Origin of the sequence: Salmonella sp. WC3, assembly GCF_042932255.1 — a bacterium.
Taxonomy (GTDB): Bacteria; Pseudomonadota; Gammaproteobacteria; order Enterobacterales; family Enterobacteriaceae; genus Salmonella; species Salmonella enterica.
This window is the reverse complement of the sequence record NZ_CP170629.1, coordinates 2,989,278-3,012,645: the sequence shown is the minus strand read 5'-3', so window position 1 is coordinate 3,012,645 and position 23,368 is coordinate 2,989,278. Positions and strand designations below refer to the sequence as shown.

The following is a 23,368-nucleotide window of genomic DNA, read 5'->3' as shown; positions in this document are numbered from 1 at the left end:
CGCCCCTTAACGCGAAAGCGTATCTACAATGCCGACAACGGCGAGGTCGATGGCCTCATTTGGCCCGGAAAAAACGTGCCTGGCGCTGGAGCCGCCGCTGAGCAAAACCAGTTCGCCGACGCCCGCGCCGACGGAGTCCACGGCCACTTCATCGCCGGAGGTGGGCGAGGCGGGGAGTTCGCCATCGGCGCTGACCCGACGCACCAGCAGCAGCTTTTTCCCAATCAAAGAAGGTGATTTTTGCGTGGAGACAACCGCGCCCGTGACTCGTGCCAGATGCATGATTTACTCCTGCTTAATTAATTGAATATTCCGCGCATTGGCCGCGTCACGCGCCATGGCGGTCACGATGCATTTGCGGTGGACAACCAGACGCCCCCGGCTTAGCAGCGCGACATCGCGATAGCTCAGCACCGAACCCGCATGCAGAACCAGCGGCAGTCCGTGCTCGTCGGTGAATACCAGCGGCAGACGAGCCAGTTTTTTACCGGGATAACCGGCAGCAACTGGCTGTGCAGGCTGAGCTGTACGCGGATGCCAAACGCCAGCGCGTCGTGAATTTTCCGGGCGGCGGCATCGTCGGTTTCTGCATCCGCAAGCTGACCCAGCAGCGGCAGGTCGACGAGCAGGATGCGCAGCGACGCGTGCTGACAGAACAGCGCTGGACAGTCGGCATCACGAAGTTGCGTAACGCTCAGCGTCGCCGTGCTCTGGGCACGGCGCTGCAGCCGGGAGACAATCTCCTCGACAATGCGCTGCAGGGTTTCGCCGTTCATCGCGGGCCTACCAGCCGGGCAAAGGCATGTGGGTTATCGGCACCAGCGGCGTTGGCTTCATCGGTATCAATGTGCATTTCGAGGCGCATGTCCGGTGAAACGCGAATCGCCACGTTGTTGAAAATCAGCCCGAGCCCGCGATCGTCGCCTTCAATCGCCACGGAGACCATATCGCCGTGGGAAACCCGCAGGATCAGCGCATCAAGCGGCGACATATGGATATGCCGCTGCGCGACGATAACCCCGGAAGGCAGCTCCAGTTCGGCAAAGGGGCTGACCAGGCGGATGCCCGGCGTCCCCTTCAGGTTGCCGGACATTCTCAGCGGCGCGGCAATCCCCAGCGTTCTCGCATCGGTACGCGAAATTTCCACCTGGCTTACCGAGCGCAGCGGGCCGAGCAGGCGCACATTTTTGAGCTGCCCTTTCGGTCCCACCAGAGTGACGGTTTGCCCCGCGGCGTATTGTCCCGGCTGCAGCAGCGCTTTTTTCTCGCTGATGGGATGGCCGGGAAACAGCCGCTCATAATCCTGTGCGGACAGGTGGATATGACGGTTTGAGACTCCCAGCGGAATAGGCCGCTGGCGCATCTCGTCGAGAACTTTACTGACCGTTGATTGCAGAAGCTCTTTATCCATTACGCTTCACCTCGCTTGCCGGAATGAATGCAAAGCGTACGAGGTTCGCCCTTCTGGCGCGGACATTTTGGATCCAGACACAGATTGCAGCTGACCAGTTCTGATTCCTGCGGGGCATCTTCGGCTGGCGCTTCAGAAACGACATCGGCCATCTCTGACGCTTCAGGCTCAGGTTCTATGACGGAGGGGGAGGGAGCCTCTGCGAGCAGGATCCCTTCTCCGGGCCTGGCGATAACCTTGTGGGCCACCAGGCCATTCCGCTGTTCGGCGAAATGCGCACCGGTGGTGATGGCCGCCTGCACGGAGGCCACATCACCGGTAATTTTAATCACCATCCAGCCTGAACCATTGGTCTTTTCGAGGGCGAGCAGCGTGATAGAAGCGGATTTCGCCATGATATCGGCGCAGCTGATAGCCAGTGCCAGACCACAAACCTCAAGTAATCCCAGTGATTGCTTCACGCGGTGCTCCTTATTCGCCATCGATTAGGCTGATTTCGGTAAAATGTCCTCAACATCACTGTGCGGACGCGGGATAACGTGGCAGGATTTCACTTCACCCACGACGCTTGCCGCCGCGCTGCCGGCATCTACGGCTGCTTTAACCGCGCCGACATCGCCGCGAACCATGACGGTAACCAGGCCAGAACCAATTTTTTCGTAGCCCACCAGCTGTACGTTGGCGGATTTAACCATTGCATCGGCGGCTTCAATGGCGCCGACCAGCCCTTTTGTTTCAACCAGTCCCAGTGCGTTATTCATACTGCCGTTCTCCTGTGATTAAGCATGGAGATCCCGGAAAGGGATCCCTTTGACCAGCCGTGCCGCGTTATTACCGGTATTAAGATGGGCCTGACTGTCCTGATGATGCATCAGCGTAAAAAGCGGCGCCGATGCGGGTAAATTCTTGTAATGCACGACCAGCGAGTGTCGATCGCAGGCAATGCCGACCAGCAGCGGCGAGCTGCGCGCCGCCTGCCAGGCGCTGTCAACGACATCTCCAGCCGGGTGATGCTGAAGCAGGAAAGGGATGCCTTCCTCTTCGATACCCAGCAGCACTTCGTGCCAGAGGCTGGCGCAGTCGTTGATAACGGTAATGACGATGGCCGGGGCGCTGTGATTACTGTCCATATGCAAACTCCTTGTGCCAGGAGAGAATCAGGCCGGTGGCCACCGCGTTTCTTGGGCCTTCGCCACCGCGAATATTTCCTCGCCCGGCGACCAGGCGGTAGTGCGCCAGCGCATCCGTAACCAGCTGCGGAACTTCGAAATCCAGCGACGAGCCGCCGACCAGCACCACGAACGGAATATCGCGAATGTTGCCGGTTGGACTGACCTGACGCAGCGCGCGCAGGGCGTTGGTGACAAAGACGCGCTCTTTGGCGCTGCGGCGAATGGCGCGCACTTTTTCCAGCGCTAAGTCGCCGGGAAGCGGCACCAGTTCGTCCGGTTTCACCACGCAGACGCGGGCGAACACCGCAGGAGGCAGCGGCATCGGGAAGAACTGGACGCTGCCGTCCTCGTGGCGTAAGTGGAACAGGCTTTCGACCTTAGCCAGCGGGTATTTTTTGATCTCTTCCGCCAGATAGCGGTCTTCCAGCCCCAGTTCGCGGGCAATAATCATCGTGACCATGTCGCCTGCCCCGGCGAGATGGGTGGCGATGATTTCACCTTTAGGGTTGATGATGGAGGCATCGGTGGAGCCCGCGCCGAGGTCGAGGATCGCCAGCGGTCGGGTGGTACCCGGCGTGGTCAGCGCGCCCAGAATGGCGGCTTCAGCCTCAGCGCCGCCGATCTGCACGTCGATATTGAGCTTCTGCTCAATTTCACGGGCAATCATCGCCATCTGCAGACGGTCTGATTTCACCATCGAGGCGATGCCGACGGCCTGCTCCAGCGAGAACTCCCCGGCCAGACCGCCGGTGACGCTCACCGGAACCGAGGTGTCAACGGCCAGAAGATCCTGAATGAAAATCTCGCTGCTGGGCTTATTGGTTAGCTCGGCCATGGTCTGGCGTACGTGCTCCAGCATGCCGCCGATATTGGTCCCGGCCTCGCCGGTGACGTTGTCGAGCTTACCACAGCCGTCCACCGCTTTCATGATAGCTTCGGCACCGGCGGCAACATCCACGCGCACGGTACGACCCTGAGCCTGCAGCTCCAGGTTACCGGCGGGTATTGCGCGCGCTTTGACGTCTCCGGATGGCGTTTTAACCACCACGGCGGAACGGTTGCCAATCAGCGCGCGCGCCATCGGGACGATGTTTTTCGTCTCATCGGCGTTGAGGTTGAATACGGTGGCGATGCCGTAAGGGTTAGAGAGGGTTTCGATAACCTTTCCCGGCACGGCGACTTCAATCGCCGCCAGCATCCCCAGCGGAATGCGGTCGATGTAAAGAACTTCATCGACAATCGGTAGCGATTTTTCCAGCCGGTTGCTGACCAGTACGCCATCGTCGCGCTGCAAAATGACGCCGGTAATCTGGTATCCGGCGCGCATTGAGGCGTTGATAACATTGGCGATATCAGCAAAATCAAAGGCTGACGATACCACCAGAATATAGGACGAGTCCGCAGGGCGGGTTAACAGCTCCTCCGGCGTAATCGTGATACCCACACCAAGGCCTGCTCCGCCCGGCGTTTTTGGGTTATGGCCAATCATTGTCGATTCGGTGATGATGGTTTCGGTAATGGTTTCCATCGCCACATCGCCAATCACCGGCGTGGCTTCGTTAATGCGGATGAGCGAAATATCGCTGACATTGATCCCCGCGCGCTTTGCGACGAGGGCGAGCGCTTCCTGAATGCCGAACACGTTACGCAACGTGCCTTTGATCCCGGTCGTTTCCGCCAGCGCGCTGTGCGTAATCGTTAGTGCGCCAGTCTCATCTTGCCGCGCCAGTGCGACTTCCGTTGATGAGTTACCGATGTCAATGCCAGCTATATATCGCATCGTATATCCTTTTTCTCGTCGTACTTCAAACTGCCTTTTTGTTGGCTGCGTTCTTTCACCCGAATCACTTACTACAGTAAGCTCATCGGGATTATGAGGGACATCCCTGTCCCTCACTAAAGCCAGCCTATGGCTGTTCAAATTCGTTCCAGACGAATTTGTCACTCACTTGCCGCCTCAATGCATCTCGAATTACTTAGAGAAAGCTAATCGTCGCCTTTGAGTTTTTTACGCTCAACGTACAGCCCTGCCGCTTCACGAACGAAAGCTGCGCAAATCTTTGCCTGATAACGGTTTTCGAGATCGTCGGCGATAGCGAGCAGCTCTTCTTTCGTTGAACGATACGGACGAAGGGCGTTGTAGATTTCAAGAATGCGATCGTCCGGTACCGCGGTCAGTTCGGCGGCGCGTTCGAAGTTCATCGCCAGCCGGTCGCGGCCCGCATCTTTGGCGATAGACGCCTGTAAGCGCAGGGTTTCCGGGGTAATACGCATATCCTGAGCGGTGACTTTATTGCTCAGCACGTTTTCCAGCGTAAAGTCGTCCAGCGTTTTATTGGTGGCGGTTTTCACCCATTCCGGGTGTTTGTTCGCCAGCGGGTAGTCGCTGACCTTTGCGCTGCGGGACGTGCCGCCTGCCGCAGGAGCCGCTGCTGGCGCATCGCCCTGCAGGCTGTTCATGCGGCTCAATACGTCCCGGACCATCGATTCAATTGCGTCGGTATTCATGGAGTTATCCTTTATCAAAGCGCCACGCGCAGTTCCTGCGGGTTTTTGCCCGTCACGACGTACTTGGTCTCTTTAATGTGCAAAATGGCCGACTTTGCCTGGTACTTCGGGCGTGCCATCTGGTCATTCAGCGTAGGGACCGGCTGCGGTGATTCGCGTTTCGCATAACGGGCGGCGTTTTTACCAATCTGACGGTAGGTTTCCAGCGTCAGCAGCGGTGCTTGCGGGAACAGCTCCAGGTTGGAGAGCGGCGGTAGTCCCTGCTGGTGGATAACCGTAGTGCCTTTCGACTGGATGCCGATGGAAATGCCGGAGCCGCTCAGGCGGTTACCTTCAACGGCGACGAACGCCACGTCGGAAGATTTAAAGCAGCGAATCACGCGCGCCCTGATACCTTCTTCTTCAATACCGGCAATGATTTCGCGCAGGATGCTCTTATGCGGTAAGCCGACGATATTAACAGTCTGTGCCAGGCCAAATGCCGGGCCGACGGCGATAATGACTTAGTCCTGCTGAGTACCTTGGCGCGCTTCGCCCACTTCGGTCAGAAAGCCGTCGCCCGCAGGCGCAGCGGTCTGTGGTGCTGTGGATGCCGCAGGCGCATTAAACGAGACGGGTTTATCGCTGCCCTTCATATCGCGGAGCACGTCTTCAATTATCTGGCGCAGCAATTTTTCATTAATTTCCATTTCTCACCCCTTAATCAATCTCGTTGGGATCAAGAGCGCCAGGGATGTTTTTAATCTCTTCCCAGCGTTCTCCCTGCAGGCGATAACCTGTTGCCGGACCGGCATAGTCATTGACGTCATTAACCGCAGAGAGCGCTTGTCCGTCGCCGACGATAATGGCGGAGGTGTGCAAATAGTCGCCGGTTAGCTTGGCTTTCTGGATGTTGAGCATGTCCTGGGCCACGTCGGTAAACCCGCCCTGCGCCAGCGCTTTAACGACTTCCAGACCGTTGCGGTTTTTATTGATGATTTCCTGGGCGAACTTGATGTCTTCGACGATGTTACGCTCCGGCATATCTTTCGAACCGTGGGCATAGGTCGCGGCTTCAACTTCTTCATCGGTAATCGGCGGTAGTCCCATTCCGGCAAACACGGCCTGCAGCGCGCGGGCGGCTTTGTTACGGATGGCGATAACGTCCTCTTCACGAACCGGGCGCAGACCGCCGTCCACTTTCAGGTCACGCTGGATAACGTTGTAGTCGTCAAAGTCTTCCGCATCTTCGTTGGAACCGGCGAACATGTTGTCGTAGTTCGGCACCGCGGAATAACCAGAGGAGATAAAGTCGGTACCTGGCAGGAACTGCATCAGCAGGCGCGCGGTACGACGCATATCGGAGTGGGTGAAGGTCTGGTCGTTACTGGAGGCGCATTCCAGATCCAGCGAAGAGCAGATCAGGTTTTCCGCCAGCACAGCACGAATGCCTGACGGCACGGCAGACGGTACGCCGATGCAGCTTACGGAGCCGTTTTGCAGACCCTGAACGCCAGCCGCTTTGGTGATATAGATGCAGCGCGCTTCCAGATACAGCATGGATTTGCCTTCGGCGTAGCCCATCTGCACTTCGGAGCCAGAACCGGAGGTGAAGCGCATTTTCAGGCCGCGAGAGGCGTAGGAAGAGGCTAAGAAGCCCTTCGACCATGGTGTATCGTCACCGTCGGTGAAGACCGGCTCGGTGCCGTAAACGGAGATGGTTTCGGCGTAGCAGGTGTGGCCCAGCATGCCGAGCTTCAGCTCGGTGGCTTCTTCCAGGGAGCACTGCGTCAGTACGCCCGGACGACCAACCTGAGAGCCGACCAACAGCGCGATGGCGTTGAACGGCGCGTAGCGTGCTACCGCAACGGTGGTTTCTTGTTCGTCAAACCCGCGCCATGCGCCTTCGGCGGCATCGGCGGCAATTTGCACCGGGTTATCCTTGACGTTTGTGACGTGTGCCTGCTGAGACGGCGTGCGGCGAGCGCGCATTTTTTGCATCGACATCATCATTTCGACGACGTTCATATGCGAAACCACTTCAACAATTTTCGCCGGGGTCATGGCGGTGGTCAGCGGAACGATTTCGCTGCGCTTGACGTTAGGATCGCACAGCATGTTAGCCAGCTTGATCGAATCCATCGCCATCACTTCTTCGGCGCGGTTCAGGTTGATGCCGTAGCGAGCAATAAAGTGGTCGATCAGGTCGAATTCGCTAACCGGTTTTCCGTCCAGCTCGGTCACCGCGCCGTTAACGATTTTTATCGACGGTTTTGGGTCGTTCGGGCTTTCCATCGCGATAAAGCCTTCTTCGATCCACTCCTTAACAAAGCCGTCCTGATTCACAGGGCGTTTCGCCAGTGCTTCAAATCTTTTCGATCTCATGAATCAGCCTCGTGGGTATCAGATGTAGGACGGGCGATCGTTTTTCGGTTCAGAACCGAGGGTCGCAAGGACGGTTTTGCCGATTTCGCGGGCGGAGGTCACCGCCTGACGGACCGCGCCGGAGTCGCCGGAAATCACCAGAATAGCTTCGTTACTAAAGCTGGTGCCGTGCGCCGGAGAGCTGTACGCCACGACTTCAACGTTGGCTGACTTCAGCGCGGTATCGGCCATCAGTACGCCGACGGAAGCCGGAGCGCCGACGATAATGCCGCAGGCGCGGCCAATCGGCGCGCCGAACGCTTTTTCCAGCGCATAGCTGGCGCGAGCGGTGTACTGCAGCTCGATATGTCCGGCTTCGTTGCCGTAAACATCACCGAAGGTGCGGTCCAGCTCTTTCAGCGCGACTTCGATACCGCGCTTGACGTCGGACACGTCGTTACCGCCTAAAATAATCAGCGAACCGTGGCCCGCTCCGCCTTTGGTATCGCGCGGCAGCTCAATGCTGACCACTTCGGTATTGGTGGCTTTCACCGCTTCGTCCGCCGCCATAATGTGCGGGCCTGCGCCGGTGCGGGCGCCGAGAATGCCGATGGAACGATAGCGCTTCTCAAGCTTCATCGCGTCCAGCAGGGCGGTATCGACGTTGGCGATAACCAGGCCCAGGGTATCGCCAATGGCGGTCCCGACAAATTCCGTTAAACTGCAGCTTTTTTCTGCCATAGCCGTCTCTCGTATAGGTTGGGGTTGACCAGGGATGGCCTGTTGTTCCGGCGTTGCCACACGGGCAATCACCTGCGCCATGATCTGTTCCACCAGCTCATTGCTGCTCATTGGCTAATTCCCTTCGGTAAGATTTTTTCTACATCGGTGTGAGGGCGTGGGATGACGTGTACGGCTTTCACTTCACCCACGTTGCGTGCGGCTGCGGCACCTGCATCGGTGGCCGCTTTGACCGCGCCAACATCGCCGCGCACGATGACGGTTACCAGCCCGGAGCCAATCTTTTCATAGCCCACTAACATCACATTGGCTGACTTAACCATTGCATCAGCGGCCTCTATGGCTGCGGTTAAGCCTTTGGTTTCTACCATTCCTAGTGCTTCTTGTTGCATAAAGACCTCGCATGGAGTGTTCCGATAGTTGGGACTATAAGAAGATGCGAGGAAAAAGAATGGCTGACTTGCTGTTGAGCATCAGAAAATAATGGGAAAGCAATATGACTAAATTGTCTTTTGCTTTTATAACTTATTGATAAATTACATTTAATTTATTATTGTCTATATGATTATTTTGTTTTTATTATTTCATTTTTACATTTTTGTTAGTGACGAGAGTATTTTTATTTGATATGGTGAAAGACGCAAAATGTGATGCTTATTCGAAATTGATAAGTTGGCTTGTGCAATATTTTATTATTTTCACAGGCGTATTTTATAGCTCGAATCTTCCGTATGATGGGCTGCTAAAAATATCGGAAAAGCAAAATTTTGCTATCGCAACACGATTTTTCCGGGAGACAGGTTCGCAGGTTGCCAACAATTTACAGGCGGCACTTTTTATAGTGAGGTTAGCTGTACTCTACCGCCAGCCGAAACTTGCGCTGGCCAGGACACGAACTTTGCTCAGAAGGTGTCACATGAATGATTCTCTAAAGGCGCAATGTGGTGCGGAATTTTTAGGCACCGGACTCTTTTTGTTTTTTGGTATCGGTTGTTTGAGCGCGCTCAAAGTCGCAGGCGCCAGCCTCGGATTATGGGAGATTTGCATTATTTGGGGGCTTGGAATTTCACTGGCCGTTTACCTTACTGCCGGAATCTCCGGCGGACATCTTAACCCTGCGGTGACGATTGCGCTGTGGCTGTTTGCCTGCTTCCCCAAACAGAAAGTATTGCCTTATATTATTGCCCAGTTTGCCGGCGCTTTTGGCGGCGCTCTGCTGGCGTATGTGCTTTATAGTAGCCTTTTTACTGAATTTGAGACTGCGCATCATATGGTGCGCGGTAGCGTCGAAAGTTTGCAATTAGCCAGCATTTTCAGTACCTATCCGGCCGCAGCGCTAAATGTATGGCAGGCTGCGTTGGTGGAAGTGGTCATTACGTCGATTCTGATGGGCATGATCATGGCATTGACGGATGATGGCAATGGCATTCCTAAAGGGCCGCTTTCGCCTTTGCTTATTGGGATATTGGTTGCCGTTATCGGCGCGTCTACTGGACCCCTTACCGGTTTTGCAATGAACCCGGCGCGTGATTTCGGTCCCAAACTGTTCACATGGTTAGCGGGGTGGGGGAACATGGCGATGAGCGGTGGGCGAGAGATCCCTTATTTTATCGTGCCGATTGTCGCGCCTGTTATCGGCGCCTGTGCCGGAGCAGCCATATATCGCTATTTTATTGGTAAGAATTTACCTTGTAACCGCTGTGAACTGTAAGAAAATGCGAACCAGATTCACAGCAATGATGTATCGTAAAAACAGGTGAGATAATTTCGTGATCTGCTTTCACGAACTGATCAAAACGTCTCCCAGCAATGGGAGACTTTTGATATTGTCATTGTACTTTTTATCAGGGCCAGGATAATGCTAATAAAAAGTGAATGTAAATAATGTGTTTTGTTTATAACAATAAATTAACTGAGGGGTTTTATCATGATTTCTGCGAGCGCTCTGAACTCAGAACTCATTAATAAAATCGCACAGGATTTTGCACAAGCCACCGGTCTGGCGGTTGTGGTTGTCAATATTCATGGTGATGAAATATCTGAGCTATTCAATTTCACGCCGTTTTGTCAGTTGATGCGGCAGCATCCCCAGCATAGTACACGTTGTCGTATGAGCGATCGCTGCGGGGGACTGGAGGCATCGAAGTCCGATCAACCCTGTATTTATCGTTGTCATGCCGGTCTAACGGATTTTTCTATTCCGCTGGTAATCGCAGGGCATTTAGTTGGCTTTGTTTTATGCGGGCAGGTTCGTTTAAGTAATGACGTGGAGCTGGTAAACATTCTTAATGTCGACGATCGCTGGCAGGCTGATCCTGAGCTCTTGAATGAATTTCGGAATGTGCCAGAGATGGACTATTCACGCGTTATCGCTTCCGCCGATCTTCTTAAACTGATAGTTGAGAATTGCCTGAAAAAACAGCTCAATTTCGTGGTTATCAAAGACAATCCGCAGCAATCGGAGGCAAATAAAACCACTCGTGGTCCCACTCCGCATGACAGTAAAATGAAAAAAGCGCTTCGCTATATTGATGCGCATTTGTCCGACGATCTTCGTCTTGAGGATGTCGCCTCACATGTCTATCTCAGCCCCTATTACTTCAGTAAGCTATTCAAAAAATATCAGGGAATCGGATTTAATGCGTGGGTGAACCGCCAGAGAATGGTTAGCGCCAGAGAATTGCTTTGCCATAGTGACTGGAGTATTGCCAGTATTGCGCGTAATTTAGGCTTTTCGCAAACCAGTTATTTTTGCAAAGTCTTCCGCCAGACCTATCAGGTTACGCCGCAGGCTTATCGCCAGCAGATAAATGAGAATTCTCATCCTCCATCGTTATGAATAGCAATATTTTGCTATTGCCGATTTTTGATAGTCTTTTGTATCTTAATCATTTCAGAAAGAAAATTTATCTGGTGTAACAATAAATTGTCATAGCGCAACAAAATAATAAAATTTAAGGCATAAACTGCACCAGTTTTTATTTTTGTGATGAAGTACAGTGTCAGGAAAGATAAGTTTTATTACGCTTTGTCGATACGTTTTATCGTCAATATACCGATAAGGATGAGTAGATTAACGTCAGATGAGCAACCGCTCAGGCTATTGCTCACAGAAATGTAAAACGTAGCACATTATTAATTGCCGTTATGGGTGTGCCGTACAGCCATAACGTAAACCAACAGGTTTGCCACATTTGTGGTAGGGAAGGGGGTGAAAATCCCCCGCAGCCCCCGCTGCTGTGATGCTGACGACCCCGTAAAGACCACTGATCGCAAGATTGGGAAGGACGGGCGAGGAGGACGCTAAGCCAGAAGACCTGCCTGTCGGTGATAACCAACAACTTCGGTGGGAAGTGGGTTGCGAAGACGCGTACAGTCGAAAGACTGAACATGCGCGTACCTGTATACCCCTACCACCCTGAACAGGATCAGGGTAATGGCGGCAAGGCATCACGCATTTATTCTTGCAGGCACAGGAAGCGGTTGCGGCAAAACCACGGTGACGCTTGGTTTGTTGAGGCTGCTGCAAAAACGCGCGCTGCGCGTACAGCCGTTTAAAGTTGGGCCAGATTACCTTGATACCGGCTGGCATACCGCTATCTGTGGCGTGGCGTCCCGTAATCTTGACAGTTTCATGCTTCCTCCTCCTGTTCTCAACGCCTTATTTTGCGAACAAATGCGGCAGGCGGATATCGCTGTCATTGAAGGGGTCATGGGGCTGTATGACGGCTATGGCGTCGACCTCAATTACTGCAGCACAGCCGCGATGGCCAAACAGCTTGGTTGCCCGGTCATCCTACTGGTGGACGGCAAGGCTGTTTCAACGTCGCTTGCGGCTACCGTTATGGGATTTCAGCACTTCGACCCGACCCTCAACCTCGCGGGCGTGATTGTGAATCGCGTCACTAGCGACGCCCACTATCAGCTCCTCAAAAATGCCATTGAACATTATTGCTCACTGCCGGTACTGGGGTATGTCCCTCCTTGCGACGGCGTCGCATTACCTGAACGCCACCTGGGGTTGATTACCGCCAGAGAATCCCTCGTCAATCAGCAATCATGGCATGATTTTGCCGCCATGCTGGAACAAACAGTGGATGTGGATGCGCTACTCTCGCTGAGCGTGTTATCAGCGCTTCCGACGGGAATGTGGCCTGAGCGCCCCGATAACACAGCGGGGGCAGGGCTGACGCTTGCTCTGGCGGATGATGAGGCCTTTAACTTTTATTATCCCGATAACATCGATTTGCTGGAGCGCGCCGGCGTTAACATTGTGCGTTTCAGCCCACTGCATGACCGCGCATTGCCTGATTGTCAGATGATCTGGCTGGGCGGTGGATATCCTGAATTATACGCCGCGGATCTGGCGGCAAATACGGCGATGTTAAAACATTTGCGGGCGGCGCATCAGCGCGGCGTGGCGATTTACGCGGAGTGTGGTGGTCTGATGTATCTGGGGAGCACTCTGGAGGATAGCGGTGGGGAAATTCATCAGATGGCGAATATTATCCCCGGTCACAGCAAAATGGGTAAGCGACTTACCCGCTTTGGTTACTGTGAGGCGCAGGCTATACAGCCAACGCTATTGGCGGTGCCTGGCGAGATAGTGCGCGGCCATGAATTTCACTACTCAGATTTTATTCCCGAAACACCCGCCGTTATGGCCTGTCGTAAGGTTCGCGATGGCCGCGTGTTACAGGAATGGACTGGCGGCTGGCAGACAGGCAACACGTTTGCCAGCTATCTGCACGTCCATTTCGCCCAGCGTCTGGAAATGTTGCAGCACTGGCTGGCGGCGGCGAGGCGCGTATTATGACGATCCTTGCCTGGTGTATCGCCTGGGGGCTGGATTTTATCATCGGCGACCCTCAACACTGGCCCCATCCGGTACGCTGGATAGGTCGTTTAATCACGTTTGTGCAGCGTATTGTGCGTCGCTATTGTCCCGGCGATAAAGCGCTGCGGATTGGCGGCGGCGTAATGTGGGTTGTGGTTGTCGGGGCGACCTGGGGCGTGGCATGGGGCGTACTGGCGCTGGCGCAGCGGATTCACCCCTGGTTTGGCTGGAGCGTCGAAGTCTGGATGATCTTTACCACGCTGGCCGGACGCTCTCTGGCCCGCGCCGCGCAGGAGGTTGAACGACCGTTGCGGGAGAACGACCTTGCGGAAAGCCGAATAAAACTCTCCTGGATCGTCGGGCGCGATACGTCGCAACTTCAGCCAGCGCAGATCAATCGCGGCGTGGTGGAAACGGTTGCAGAAAACACCGTTGACGGCATTATCGCGCCGCTCTTTTTCCTCTTTCTCGGCGGCGCGCCGCTGGCGATGGCCTACAAAGCCGTCAATACCCTGGATTCAATGGTGGGCTACAAACATGAAAAATACCGGGCGATTGGTATGGTCAGCGCCCGTATGGACGACGTAGCGAACTATCTTCCTGCCCGACTGAGCTGGCTGTTGCTGGGCATTGCGGCAGGACTGTGTCGCCTGAGTGGTTGGCGGGCGCTGCGTATTGGCTGGCGTGACCGTTATAACCACAGTAGCCCAAATTGCGCCTGGTCGGAAGCGTGTGTGGCCGGCGCCTTAGGTATCCAGCTCGGCGGCCCAAATAACTACTTTGGCGAGCGTGTGGACAAGCCCTGGATAGGCGACGCGCAGCGCGATATTTCCGTGGACGATATTTCCCGAACGATTCGATTGATGTGGGTCGCTTCAACCCTGGCGCTGGCGCTGTTTATTGCGGCGCGGTGCGGGTTATCTGGCGTGGCCTGAGGACGACAGTATGCATTATATCCAGCAGCCCCAAACCATTGAGGCCAACAGTTTCACCATTATTAGCGACATTATTCGCGAAACGCGTCCTGATTACCGTTTCGCCAGTCCGCTCCATGAGGCCATTATCAAGCGGGTTATTCATACCACCGCCGATTTCGACTGGCTGGACATTTTGTGGTTCTCTGCCGATGCGCTGGAGCAGCTTTGTGATGCGTTACGCCATCCGTGCATTATTTATACCGATACCACGATGGCGCTGTCCGGCATTAATAAAAGATTACTGGCGACGTTTGGCGGCGAGTGTCGCTGTTATATCAGCGATCCGCGCGTGGTGCGCGCCGCACAAACGCAGGGGATTACCCGTTCAATGGCCGCCGTCGATATCGCTATCGCCGAGGAGGAGAAAAACAAGCTCTTTGTTTTCGGTAATGCGCCGACGGCCCTGTTCCGTTTGCTTGAACATAACGTGACGGTGAGCGGCGTGGTGGGCGTACCGGTAGGCTTTGTCGGCGCGGCGGAGTCCAAAGAGGCACTCACCCATAGCCATTTCCCCGCGGTTGCCGCGTTAGGGCGTAAAGGCGGCAGTAACGTGGCTGCCGCTATCGTCAATGCGTTGCTCTATCACCTCCGGGAGGCCTGATGAGCGAGCTTTCTTTTGACGCGCCGGTCTGGCACCACGGTAAAGCGTTACGTAAAGGATATACCACCGGTTCCTGCGCGACGGCGGCGGCAAAAGTCGCCTCGCTGATGGTATTACGTCAACATCTGATTCATCAGGTCTCCATCGTCACGCCGTCGGGCGTCACGCTATGCCTGAACGTGGAGTCGCCGCACATTGAAGGCCAGCAGGCGATAGCCGCAATTCGTAAAGATGGCGGCGATGATGTGGATGCCACGCACGGAATGCTGATTTTTGCCCGCGTTACGCTCACTGGCGGCGAAGGTATTGGTACGGTAACGCGTAAAGGGGTTGGACTACCGCTCGGGAGCGCTGCCATCAATCGTACGCCGCGTCATACCATTGAATCTGCGGTGCGCGAAGCGATAGGCCCAGCGCGTGGGGCCGATGTGGAGATTTTTGCCCCGGAAGGCGAAGCGCGGGCGCAAAAAACGTATAACTCGCGGCTTGGCATTCTTGGCGGCATTTCCATTATTGGCACTACCGGCATTGTGACACCGATGTCGGAAGAAAGCTGGAAACGCTCGCTATCGCTGGAACTGGAGATCAAACGGGCGTCAGGATTAACGCGGGTGATACTCGTGCCGGGCAACCACGGCGAACGGTTTGTTCGCGAACAAATGGGCGTCGACACACAGGCGGTCGTCACCATGAGCAATTTTGTCGGCTACATGATTGAAGAGGCGGTACGGCTGGGATTTTGCCAGATAGTGCTGGTGGGGCATCCTGGAAAACTGATCAAAATTGCCGCCGGGATCTTTCATACCCATAGCCATATTGCCGATGCGCGCATGGAAACGCTGGTCGCGCATTTAGCTTTACTGGGCGCGCCGCTGGAGTTACTCACCCTGGTCGGCGATTGCGATACCACTGAAGCGGCAATGGAGCACATTGAAGCATATGGCTTCGGGCATATCTATAACCATCTTGCCAGGCGTATTTGTTTGCGAGTCATGCAGATGCTGCGTTTTACCAAAACGCCGCCTGTCTGCGACGCCATCCTGTTTTCTTTTGATAACCATATTCTCGGCAGTAATCGTCCCGTCGACGAGATTGCTAAGGAGCTGCAATGCTAACGGTCGTGGGAATGGGGCCCGCCGGACGGCATTTGATGACCCCTGCGGCGCTGGAAGCGATAGACCACGCCGATGCGCTGGCAGGCGGTAAACGGCATTTGGCGCAGTTTCCGGCGTTTGGCGGCGAACGATTTACGCTGGGCGCGGATATTGGCGCGTTGTTGTCCTGGATTGCCACCCGTCGGGATAAAGGGATCGTGGTGCTGGCCTCCGGCGATCCGCTGTTTTATGGCATCGGTACACGCCTGGTGGCGCATTTTGGTATCGAACAGGTTCGCATTATCCCTGGCATCAGCGCCGTACAGTATCTGTGCGCACAGGCTGGAATTGATATGAATGACATGTGGTTGACCAGTAGCCACGGTCGTTGCGTCAGCTTCGATCAGTTGGCGAGCCATCGCAAAGTGGCGATGGTCACGGATGCCCGCTGCGGGCCGCGAGAAATCGCGCGGGAACTGGTCGCGCGGGGCAAAGGGCATCGCTTAATGGTGATTGGTGAAAATCTGGCGATGGAAAATGAGCGGATCCACTGGCTACCCGTCAGTGCGGTCAACGCCGACTATGAAATGAATGCAGTGGTGATCCTGGATGAAAGATGAGCTTTTTCTGCGCGGCGAGAACGTGCCAATGACCAAAGAGGCGGTACGGGCGCTGGCACTGTCGAAACTTGAGCTCCACCGCGCCAGTCACCTGATTGACGTCGGGGCGGGAACGGGAAGCGTCTCAATTGAAGCGGCGCTGCAATTTCCTTCGTTGCAGGTGACGGCTATCGAGCGTAATCCTGCCGCGCTACGGCTGCTTGATGAGAATCGTCAGCGCTTTGCCTGCGGCAATATCGATATTCTCCCTGGCGAAGCGCCAATGACCATAACCGGGAAAGCCGATGCGGTATTTATGGGCGGCAGCGGCGGGCATCTGACGGCGCTGATTGACTGGGCGATGGGCCATCTGCATCCCGGTGGCCGTCTGGTGATGACCTTTATCTTGCAGGAAAACCTTCATAGCGCGATGGCGCATCTTGCGCACATCGGCGCATGTCGAATGGACTGTGTACAGCTTCAGCTTTCATCGTTAACGCCGCTGGGGGCGGGGCACTATTTCAAACCGAACAATCCTGTTTTTGTTATCGCCTGTCAGAAGGAAGAAAACCATGTCAGAGACATTTGATCCACGCTGTGTATGGTTCGTCGGCGCCGGGCCGGGCGATCGCGAGCTGATCACGCTTAAAGGCTACCGCCTGCTGCAACAGGCGCAGGTAGTTATCTATGCCGGTTCGCTGATCAATACCGAACTGCTGGATTACTGCCCCGCGCAGGCAGAACGCTACGACAGCGCCGAACTGCATCTTGAGCAGATTATCGAGCTGATGGCGGCGGGCGTGAAAGCGGGAAAAACGGTGGTGCGTTTGCAAACGGGCGATGTTTCGCTGTACGGCTCCGTGCGTGAGCAAGGCGAAGAGTTAACCTGCCGCGGTATCGACTGGCAGGTAGTGCCTGGCGTCAGCGCGTTTCTCGGCGCTGCGGCAGAGCTGGGTGTGGAATATACCGTACCGGAGGTATCGCAGAGTCTCATTATTACCCGTCTGGAAGGGCGTACGCCAGTACCGGCGCGCGAACAACTGGAGGCTTTCGCCAGTCACCAGACGTCAATGGCGATTTATCTCTCCGTTCAGCGTATTCATCGGGTGGCGGAACGTCTCATTGCCGGCGGTTATCCGGCAACTACGCCTGTCGCAGTCATCTATAAGGCTACCTGGCCGGAAAGTCAGACCGTTCGCGGCACGTTAGCGGATATTAGCGACAAAGTACGTGATGCTGGCATCCGTAAGACGGCGCTAATCCTGGTCGGGAATTTTCTGGGTAAGGAGTATCACTACTCAAGACTTTATGCAGCGGACTTTAGCCATGAATACCGTAAAGCCTGAATCCATTGCGTTGTTTTGCCTGACGCCCGGCGGCGTGGCGCTGGCAAAGAGACTCGCCGCGATGCTGCCGTTAACCTGCTTTACCAGTGAAAAACTGCGGGAAGAGGGATTTATTCCCTTCGATGGCGGATTCGCTAATACCGCCCGGCAGGCTTTTACCACTTATACCGCGCTTATTTTTATCGGCGCGACCGGCATTGCCGTTCGTGTCCTGGCGCCGTTAGTGAACGACAAGTTCAGCGATCCGGCGGTGGTCGTCATTGATGAACGTGGTCAGCATGTCATTAGCCTGCTTTCCGGTCATGCGGGCGGGGCCAATGCCTTGACGCGCTACCTGGCAGGAATGTTAGGCGCCGATCCGGTGATTACCACGGCAACGGATGTCAATGAGATGTCCGCGTTGGACACCTTAGCTTTCCAGCTTAACGCCCGCATGACCGATCTTCGCACGGCGGTAAAAACCGTTAACCAGATGTTGGTCAGTCATCAACGTGTGGGGTTATGGTGGGATGCCGAACTAACGGAAGAGATCGGCCAGTGCGATATTCGCGGTTTTATCCCTGTTGATGATTTGCAGCGGTTGCCTGAGCTGGATGCGCTTATCTGCGTCTCTTTGCGTAATGACCTCCCTGAGCTTCCCGTACTGCACTGGAAACTGGTGCCCCAGCGTGTGGTGGCGGGAATTGGCTGTCGCCGCGATACGCCATTTCCCCTGTTAGCGACATTACTGGCGCGTCAGCTTGAAGCGCAGAAACTCGATCCGCTGGCGTTAAAAGCGATTGGCAGCGTCACGCTCAAAAAAGGGGAGCCGGGGCTTATTCAGCTCGCCTCCTGCTGCCGCGTGCCTTTTAAAACCTTTACCGCCGAAGCGTTGCGCGAATTCGAACACCATTTTCCCGGTTCTGGCTTCGTCAGAAAAACGGTGGGCGTTGGCAGCGTATCCGGCCCGGCTGCGTGGTTATTAAGCCAGGGACAATTGTTAGGCGAGACCCTGCGAGAACAGGGCGTCACTATTACTTTAGGAGTTGCACACTGATGTTGAGCGTAATTGGTATTGGCCCCGGTTCGCAGGCAATGATGACGATGGAGGCGATTGAGGCGCTTCAGGCGGCGGAAATCGTCGTGGGTTACAAAACCTATACCCATCTGGTTAAAGCATTCACTGGCGACAAACAGGTGATCAAGACCGGCATGTGTAAGGAAATTGAACGCTGCCAGGCGGCTATTGAACTAGCGCAGGCCGGGCATAACGTCGCGCTGATTAGCAGCGGCGACGCCGGTATTTACGGCATGGCGGGGCTGGTGCTGGAACTGGTCGGCAAGCAAAAACTGGACGTCGAGGTGCGGCTCATTCCAGGCATGACCGCCAGCATCGCCGCCGCCTCTTTACTGGGCGCGCCGCTGATGCATGACTTCTGTCATATCAGCCTCAGCGACCTGCTGACCCCGTGGCCGGTTATTGAAAAACGCATCGTTGCCGCCGGAGAGGCAGACTTTGTTATCTGTTTTTACAACCCGCGCAGCCGCGGGCGCGAAGGGCATCTGGCGCGCGCGTTTGACCTGCTTGCCGCCAGTAAAAGCGCGCAAACGCCGGTTGGCGTGGTGAAGTCCGCCGGACGTAAGAAAGAGGAAAAATGGCTGACTACGCTCGGCGATATGAATTTTGAACCGGTAGATATGACCAGTCTGGTCATCGTCGGTAATAAAACGACCTATGTTCAGGATGGGCTGATGGTAACGCCGCGAGGTTACACGCTGTGAATGAGGGGGTGGTGCTGGTGGTGGGCGGCACCAGTGATGCGCGCGCGTTATGCCGACAACTGGATGCGGCGAACGTCGCATACACCTTATCCGTGGCGACGCCAGCCGGAAACGATCTGGCTGGCGACATAAAAGGACAGGTGCGCTGTGGTCGTCTGGAATACGGGCAGATGGTCGACTGGCTAAAAGAAAATCGTACTCGCTGGGTAATAGATGCGTCGCATCCTTATGCAGAAATGGTCAGCCATAACCTCCTTCGCGCCTGTGAAACGGCGGGCGTGTTGTTAAGTCGTTATCAGCGCCCGGAGCAGCTTAGCAATCTGACGCATCCGCTTCTCTATACGGCGCGCAGTATTGCCGATGCCTGCGAGATAGCGAGGCGTTTTGGTCCGCGCGTGTTACTGACGACCGGCAGTAAAGATCTGGCCGTCTGGCGTGCCGGGCTGGCGGAAAAAACGTTGCTGGCGCGCGTACTGCCCGTGGCGGAGGTGATTCAACGCTGCAGCGAACTGGGGTTCGGCGTTGGAGAAATTTTCGCTCTGTGTGGGCCGTTCAGCGCTGATTTTAACGCCGCGTTTTACCACCAGTGCCGGGCCGACGTAGTCATTACCAAAGCGTCCGGCGCGGAGGGGGGATATCAGGAAAAAGTTCAGCCCTGTCTGGATGCGGGCATTCCCTGCATCGTTATTGCGCGCCCGACGCCGCTTGTGACGGGTGATGAGTTACTGGAAAGCCAGGCCGCCTTTGCGCAGCGTTTATCGCGCTGGCTGGCCGCAGCTAAGGAGTAAAAATGAAAAAAGCGCTTCTGGTAGTCAGTTTTGGCACCAGCTATCACGACACCTGTGAAAAAAACATTGTGGCGTGCGAACGTGATCTGGCGGCGTCCTGTCCCGATCGCGACCTGTTTCGCGCCTTCACTTCCGGAATGATCATTCGCAAGCTTCGCCAGCGTGACGGTATCGACATCGATACGCCATTACAGGCTTTGCAAAAGCTTGCCGCACAGGGATATCAGGACGTGGCGATTCAGTCGTTGCACATTATTAACGGCGACGAATATGAAAAAATTGTCCGTGAGGTACAACTCTTGCGTCCGTTATTCACTCGCCTGACGCTGGGCGTGCCGTTGCTGAGCAGCCATAACGATTATGTGCAGCTAATGCAGGCGTTGCGACAACAGATGCCATCGCTCAGACAAACGGAGAAAGTCGTTTTTATGGGCCACGGCGCCAGCCATCACGCATTCGCAGCTTATGCCTGTCTCGATCATATGATGACCGCGCAGCGCTTTCCGGCGCGCGTCGGCGCCGTAGAAAGCTACCCGGAGGTCGACATCCTGATCGACAGCCTGCGTGACGAAGGCGTCACCGGCGTACATTTGATGCCATTAATGCTGGTGGCGGGCGATCACGCCATTAATGATATGGCTTCAGACGACGGCGACTCATGGAAAATGCGCTTTAACGCGGCGGGCATTCCGGCGACGCCGTGGCTGAGCGGGCTGGGAGAAAACCCGGCTATCCGGGCGATGTTTGTCGCGCATTTGCACCAGGCGCTGAACATGGCGGTAGAGGAGGCGGCATGAACGGTAAATTATACGCATTAAGCACCGGGCCAGGCGCGCCCGACCTGATAACCGTCCGCGCAGCGCGGATTCTTGGCTCGCTGGACATTCTGTATGCGCCCGCCGGTCGTAAGGGGGGCGATAGTCTGGCGCTGTCGATTGTGCGCGACTATCTCGGCGAGCAGACGGAAGTACGTTGTTGCCATTTCCCTATGAGCGCTGACGGCGCCTAGAAAGAAGCGGTCTGGAACGAGGTTGCCGCCGCGCTTACCGCAGAGGTGAAAGCGGGTAAACAGGTCGGTTTTATTACCCTAGGCGATGCGATGCTATTCAGTACCTGGATTTTTTTACTCCAGCGTATCGGCTGCCCGGAGTGGCTGGAGATTGTCCCCGGCGTCACGTCCTTCGCCGCGATAGCCGCCCGCGCGAAAATGCCGCTCGCCATAGAACAGCAATCGCTGGCGGTTATTTCTTGTACCGCGCCGGAAGCGGAAATAGCCCAGGCGCTACAACAGCATGATAGCCTGGTGCTGATGAAAGTGTATGGCCGGTTCGTTCGTATTAAAGCGTTGCTGGCGCAGGCTGGCCTGCTGGAATGCGCCTTAATGATGTCCGAGGCCACGCTGCCCGGCGAGCAGTGCTGGCGCCATCTCCACGAGGTCAACGATGATCGACCGTTGCCCTATTTTTCGACCATTCTGGTCAATAAACAGTGGGAGTATGCAGAATGAAACTTGAACAGCAGCTTCGACGGTTGTCTTTCAGTGGACTGGCTGCAGCGCTATTGCTGATGGTTGTCCCGCAACAGGCGTTTGCGATGCATATCATGGAGGGCTTTTTACCGCCAGTGTGGGCGCTGGCCTGGTGGTTACTGTTTTTACCCTGCTTGTGGTATGGGCTGGTGCGCTTACGGCGTATTGTGCAGGAGGATAATCATCAGAAGGTACTGCTGGCGCTGTGCGGCGCGTTTATTTTTGTCCTGTCCGCGCTCAAAATTCCGTCGGTAACGGGGAGTTGTTCACATCCGACCGGCGTTGGTCTGGCGGTTATCTTGTTCGGGCCCGGGGTGGTGGCGATTCTCGGCGCGGTTGTGCTGTTGTTTCAGGCGCTATTGCTGGCGCACGGCGGCCTGACGACGCTTGGCGCAAACGGAATGTCGATGGCGGTGATTGGCCCGGTTGTCGGTTATCTGGTGTGGAAAATGGCCTGCCGTGCCGGACTGCGCCGCGATGTCGCCGTTTTTCTGTGCGCGATGCTGGCGGATTTGGCGACCTATTTTGTGACTTCAGTCCAGTTTGGCGTTGCGTTTCCCGATCCCCATGCCGGAGCGACAGGGTCTGTTGTGAAGTTTATGGGGATTTTCTGCCTCACACAGATTCCTGTCGCCATTGCTGAAGGTTTATTAACCGTCATGATTTATGACCAGTTAACCAAACGGCAAGTGATTACCGTACAAGGACATTAAAATGAAAAAAACGTTGATGTTGTTAGCGATGGTGGTGGCTCTGGTGATTCTGCCGTTTTTTATTAACCATGGCGGTGAATATGGCGGTTCAGACGGCGAAGCGGAAAGCCAGATTCAGGCTATTGCGCCGCAGTATAAACCCTGGTTTCAGCCGTTATATGAACCTGCCAGCGGTGAAATTGAAAGCCTGCTGTTTACCCTTCAGGGCTCTCTTGGCGCGGCGGTGATTTTTTATATCCTGGGGTATTGCAAAGGTAAACAACGCCGTGATGACCGGGCTTGATCGACTCAGCTATCAAAGCCGCTGGGCACACGTTGCGCCGCAGCGCAAGTTTTTGCTGTGGCTGGCGATGATGATACTGGCGTTTATTCTGCCGCCTGTAGGGCAGGGCATTGAGCTGCTGATCATTGCCGGATTGAGCTGTTGGCTATTGCGCATATCCCTCTGGCGCTGGTGTCGATGGATGGCGATACCTTTTGGATTTTTGTTGGTCGGCGTGATAACGATTATCTTCAGCATCAGCCGCGAGCCGCAAATGCTGCTGGCTGGCATATCTGTTGGGCCGTACTGGATCGGGATTACCCGTGCGGGCGTGGTTACGGCGAATGAAACGTTCTGGCGTAGCCTGACGGCGCTGTCCGCGACGTTGTGGCTGGTGATGAACCTACCGTTTCCGCAGTTAATTAGCTTGCTTAAGCGCGCGCATATTCCACGCCTGCTTACCGAGCAAATCCTGTTAACGTGGCGCTTTCTCTTTATTCTTCTGGATGAGGCGGTGGCAATCCGTCGTGCGCAAACGCTGCGTTTTGGTTATTGCAGCCTGCCGAACGGCTATCGATCTCTGGCGATGCTGGCTGGACTCCTGTTTACGCGGGTGTTAATGCGTTATCAGCAAATGACCACCACGCTGGATATCAAACTGTATCAGGGTGATTTTCACCTGTAAGG

The 23,368-nt window shown here is 55.3% G+C and carries 26 protein-coding genes, 3 pseudogenes and 1 riboswitch; of the genes and pseudogenes, 17 read left to right on the top strand and 12 right to left on the bottom strand.

All coding sequences use genetic code 11. The features are described 5' to 3' along the window. Nucleotides 1-6 precede the first annotated feature (6 nt). The 12 genes and pseudogenes from pduN to pduA form a co-directional block, all read right to left on the bottom strand. Nucleotides 7-282, bottom strand: a complete 276-nt coding sequence (pduN, locus tag ACFK9X_RS14880; protein ID WP_000549825.1) for a propanediol utilization microcompartment protein PduN — start codon at nt 280-282, stop codon at nt 7-9. Between the two features lie 3 nt (nt 283-285). Further along, nucleotides 286-776: pseudogene (pduM, locus tag ACFK9X_RS14875) on the bottom strand (propanediol utilization microcompartment protein PduM). Next, nucleotides 773-1,411: a phosphate propanoyltransferase gene (locus ACFK9X_RS14870; protein ID WP_151116868.1), complete on the bottom strand. Its 639-nt coding sequence runs from the start codon at nt 1,409-1,411 to the stop codon at nt 773-775. Before ACFK9X_RS14870 ends, pduM begins: the two are co-directional and overlap by 4 nt. Beyond that, nucleotides 1,411-1,893, bottom strand: a complete 483-nt coding sequence (gene pduK, locus ACFK9X_RS14865) for a propanediol utilization microcompartment protein PduK (RefSeq protein WP_001284379.1) — start codon at nt 1,891-1,893, stop codon at nt 1,411-1,413. Before pduK ends, ACFK9X_RS14870 begins: the two co-directional genes overlap by 1 nt. 3 nt (nt 1,894-1,896) lie before the next feature. Continuing rightward, nucleotides 1,897-2,172, bottom strand: coding sequence for a propanediol utilization microcompartment protein PduJ (pduJ, locus tag ACFK9X_RS14860; RefSeq protein WP_151116866.1), 276 nt, complete (start codon nt 2,170-2,172; stop codon nt 1,897-1,899). A gap of 18 nt (nt 2,173-2,190) precedes the next feature. Then, complete coding sequence (gene pduH, locus ACFK9X_RS14855) at nt 2,191-2,541, bottom strand: propanediol dehydratase reactivase beta subunit PduH (protein ID WP_151116864.1); 351 nt, start codon at nt 2,539-2,541, stop codon at nt 2,191-2,193. Further along, the gene (pduG, locus tag ACFK9X_RS14850; protein ID WP_151116862.1) at nt 2,531-4,363 is read right to left on the bottom strand and encodes a propanediol dehydratase reactivase alpha subunit PduG; all 1,833 of its coding nucleotides are present in this window, start codon (nt 4,361-4,363) and stop codon (nt 2,531-2,533) included. Before pduG ends, pduH begins: the two co-directional genes overlap by 11 nt. Nucleotides 4,364-4,569: 206 nt before the next feature. Further along, nucleotides 4,570-5,091 (bottom strand): propanediol dehydratase small subunit PduE, encoded by a 522-nt coding sequence (gene pduE, locus ACFK9X_RS14845; RefSeq protein ID WP_001090597.1) that lies wholly within the window; start codon nt 5,089-5,091, stop codon nt 4,570-4,572. A 14-nt stretch (nt 5,092-5,105) separates the two neighbouring features. Next, nucleotides 5,106-5,780, bottom strand: a pseudogene (pduD, locus tag ACFK9X_RS14840) (propanediol dehydratase medium subunit PduD). 10 nt (nt 5,781-5,790) lie between these two features. Then, nucleotides 5,791-7,455 carry a propanediol dehydratase large subunit PduC gene (gene pduC / locus ACFK9X_RS14835; RefSeq protein WP_151116860.1) on the bottom strand — a complete coding sequence of 555 codons (1,665 nt, stop codon included), beginning with the start codon at nt 7,453-7,455 and terminating at the stop codon, nt 5,791-5,793. Between the two features lie 18 nt (nt 7,456-7,473). After that, entirely contained in the window at nt 7,474-8,286 is an 813-nt protein-coding gene (gene pduB, locus ACFK9X_RS14830; protein ID WP_000097497.1) for a propanediol utilization microcompartment protein PduB, read from the bottom strand. After that, complete coding sequence (gene pduA, locus ACFK9X_RS14825; protein ID WP_001183618.1) at nt 8,283-8,567, bottom strand: propanediol utilization microcompartment protein PduA; 285 nt, start codon at nt 8,565-8,567, stop codon at nt 8,283-8,285. The genes pduB and pduA overlap by 4 nt, the downstream gene beginning before the upstream one ends. Before the next feature lie 524 nt (nt 8,568-9,091). Between pduA and pduF the strand changes: the two genes are divergently transcribed. The 17 genes and pseudogenes from pduF to ACFK9X_RS14740 all read left to right on the top strand — a co-directional run bounded on the left by pduF (nt 9,092) and on the right by ACFK9X_RS14740 (nt 23,366). Continuing rightward, complete coding sequence (gene pduF, locus ACFK9X_RS14820) at nt 9,092-9,886, top strand: propanediol diffusion facilitator PduF (RefSeq protein WP_151117951.1); 795 nt, start codon at nt 9,092-9,094, stop codon at nt 9,884-9,886. Nucleotides 9,887-10,102: 216 nt separating this feature from the next. Then, complete coding sequence (gene pocR, locus ACFK9X_RS14815) at nt 10,103-11,014, top strand: regulatory protein PocR (RefSeq protein WP_000622326.1); 912 nt, start codon at nt 10,103-10,105, stop codon at nt 11,012-11,014. 325 nt (nt 11,015-11,339) lie between these two features. Continuing rightward, nucleotides 11,340-11,515, top strand: a riboswitch (cobalamin riboswitch). Between the two features lie 96 nt (nt 11,516-11,611). After that, nucleotides 11,612-12,991 (top strand): cobyrinate a,c-diamide synthase, encoded by a 1,380-nt coding sequence (locus ACFK9X_RS14810; protein ID WP_151116858.1) that lies wholly within the window; start codon nt 11,612-11,614, stop codon nt 12,989-12,991. After that, nucleotides 12,988-13,947 carry an adenosylcobinamide-phosphate synthase CbiB gene (gene cbiB, locus ACFK9X_RS14805; protein ID WP_122070888.1) on the top strand — a complete coding sequence of 320 codons (960 nt, stop codon included), beginning with the start codon at nt 12,988-12,990 and terminating at the stop codon, nt 13,945-13,947. The genes ACFK9X_RS14810 and cbiB overlap by 4 nt, the downstream gene beginning before the upstream one ends. 10 nt (nt 13,948-13,957) lie before the next feature. Beyond that, complete coding sequence (locus tag ACFK9X_RS14800; RefSeq protein WP_000558988.1) at nt 13,958-14,590, top strand: cobalt-precorrin-8 methylmutase; 633 nt, start codon at nt 13,958-13,960, stop codon at nt 14,588-14,590. Beyond that, nucleotides 14,590-15,705 carry a cobalt-precorrin-5B (C(1))-methyltransferase CbiD gene (cbiD, locus tag ACFK9X_RS14795; RefSeq protein ID WP_151116856.1) on the top strand — a complete coding sequence of 372 codons (1,116 nt, stop codon included), beginning with the start codon at nt 14,590-14,592 and terminating at the stop codon, nt 15,703-15,705. The genes ACFK9X_RS14800 and cbiD overlap by 1 nt, the downstream gene beginning before the upstream one ends. Next, a complete protein-coding gene (locus ACFK9X_RS14790; protein WP_000958844.1) occupies nt 15,699-16,304 on the top strand; it encodes a cobalt-precorrin-7 (C(5))-methyltransferase in 606 nt (201 codons plus the stop codon). The genes cbiD and ACFK9X_RS14790 overlap by 7 nt, the downstream gene beginning before the upstream one ends. After that, nucleotides 16,294-16,872, top strand: a complete 579-nt coding sequence (locus ACFK9X_RS14785) for a decarboxylating cobalt-precorrin-6B (C(15))-methyltransferase (RefSeq protein ID WP_023245098.1) — start codon at nt 16,294-16,296, stop codon at nt 16,870-16,872. Before ACFK9X_RS14790 ends, ACFK9X_RS14785 begins: the two co-directional genes overlap by 11 nt. Next, nucleotides 16,856-17,629 (top strand): cobalt-precorrin-4 methyltransferase, encoded by a 774-nt coding sequence (locus ACFK9X_RS14780; RefSeq protein ID WP_151116854.1) that lies wholly within the window; start codon nt 16,856-16,858, stop codon nt 17,627-17,629. The genes ACFK9X_RS14785 and ACFK9X_RS14780 overlap by 17 nt, the downstream gene beginning before the upstream one ends. Then, nucleotides 17,610-18,665 carry a cobalt-precorrin 5A hydrolase gene (gene cbiG, locus ACFK9X_RS14775; RefSeq protein WP_001098919.1) on the top strand — a complete coding sequence of 352 codons (1,056 nt, stop codon included), beginning with the start codon at nt 17,610-17,612 and terminating at the stop codon, nt 18,663-18,665. The genes ACFK9X_RS14780 and cbiG overlap by 20 nt, the downstream gene beginning before the upstream one ends. Further along, complete coding sequence (locus tag ACFK9X_RS14770) at nt 18,665-19,390, top strand: precorrin-3B C(17)-methyltransferase (protein ID WP_000953638.1); 726 nt, start codon at nt 18,665-18,667, stop codon at nt 19,388-19,390. Before cbiG ends, ACFK9X_RS14770 begins: the two co-directional genes overlap by 1 nt. After that, complete coding sequence (locus ACFK9X_RS14765) at nt 19,387-20,178, top strand: cobalt-precorrin-6A reductase (protein WP_151116852.1); 792 nt, start codon at nt 19,387-19,389, stop codon at nt 20,176-20,178. Before ACFK9X_RS14770 ends, ACFK9X_RS14765 begins: the two co-directional genes overlap by 4 nt. A 2-nt stretch (nt 20,179-20,180) precedes the next feature. Beyond that, nucleotides 20,181-20,975 (top strand): sirohydrochlorin cobaltochelatase, encoded by a 795-nt coding sequence (locus ACFK9X_RS14760; RefSeq protein WP_000709784.1) that lies wholly within the window; start codon nt 20,181-20,183, stop codon nt 20,973-20,975. Continuing rightward, a pseudogene (locus ACFK9X_RS14755) lies at nt 20,972-21,685 on the top strand (cobalt-factor II C(20)-methyltransferase). The gene ACFK9X_RS14760 and the pseudogene ACFK9X_RS14755 overlap by 4 nt, the downstream one beginning before the upstream one ends. Beyond that, nucleotides 21,682-22,419, top strand: a complete 738-nt coding sequence (gene cbiM, locus ACFK9X_RS14750) for a cobalt ECF transporter S component CbiM (protein ID WP_151116850.1) — start codon at nt 21,682-21,684, stop codon at nt 22,417-22,419. The pseudogene ACFK9X_RS14755 and the gene cbiM overlap by 4 nt, the downstream one beginning before the upstream one ends. Nucleotide 22,420: 1 nt before the next feature. Then, nucleotides 22,421-22,702 carry an energy-coupling factor ABC transporter substrate-binding protein gene (locus tag ACFK9X_RS14745; RefSeq protein ID WP_000753212.1) on the top strand — a complete coding sequence of 94 codons (282 nt, stop codon included), beginning with the start codon at nt 22,421-22,423 and terminating at the stop codon, nt 22,700-22,702. Beyond that, on the top strand, nt 22,689-23,366 hold the full coding sequence (locus tag ACFK9X_RS14740; RefSeq protein WP_086811906.1) for an energy-coupling factor ABC transporter transmembrane protein: 678 nt from the start codon (nt 22,689-22,691) through the stop codon (nt 23,364-23,366). Before ACFK9X_RS14745 ends, ACFK9X_RS14740 begins: the two co-directional genes overlap by 14 nt. Nucleotides 23,367-23,368 lie beyond the last annotated feature (2 nt).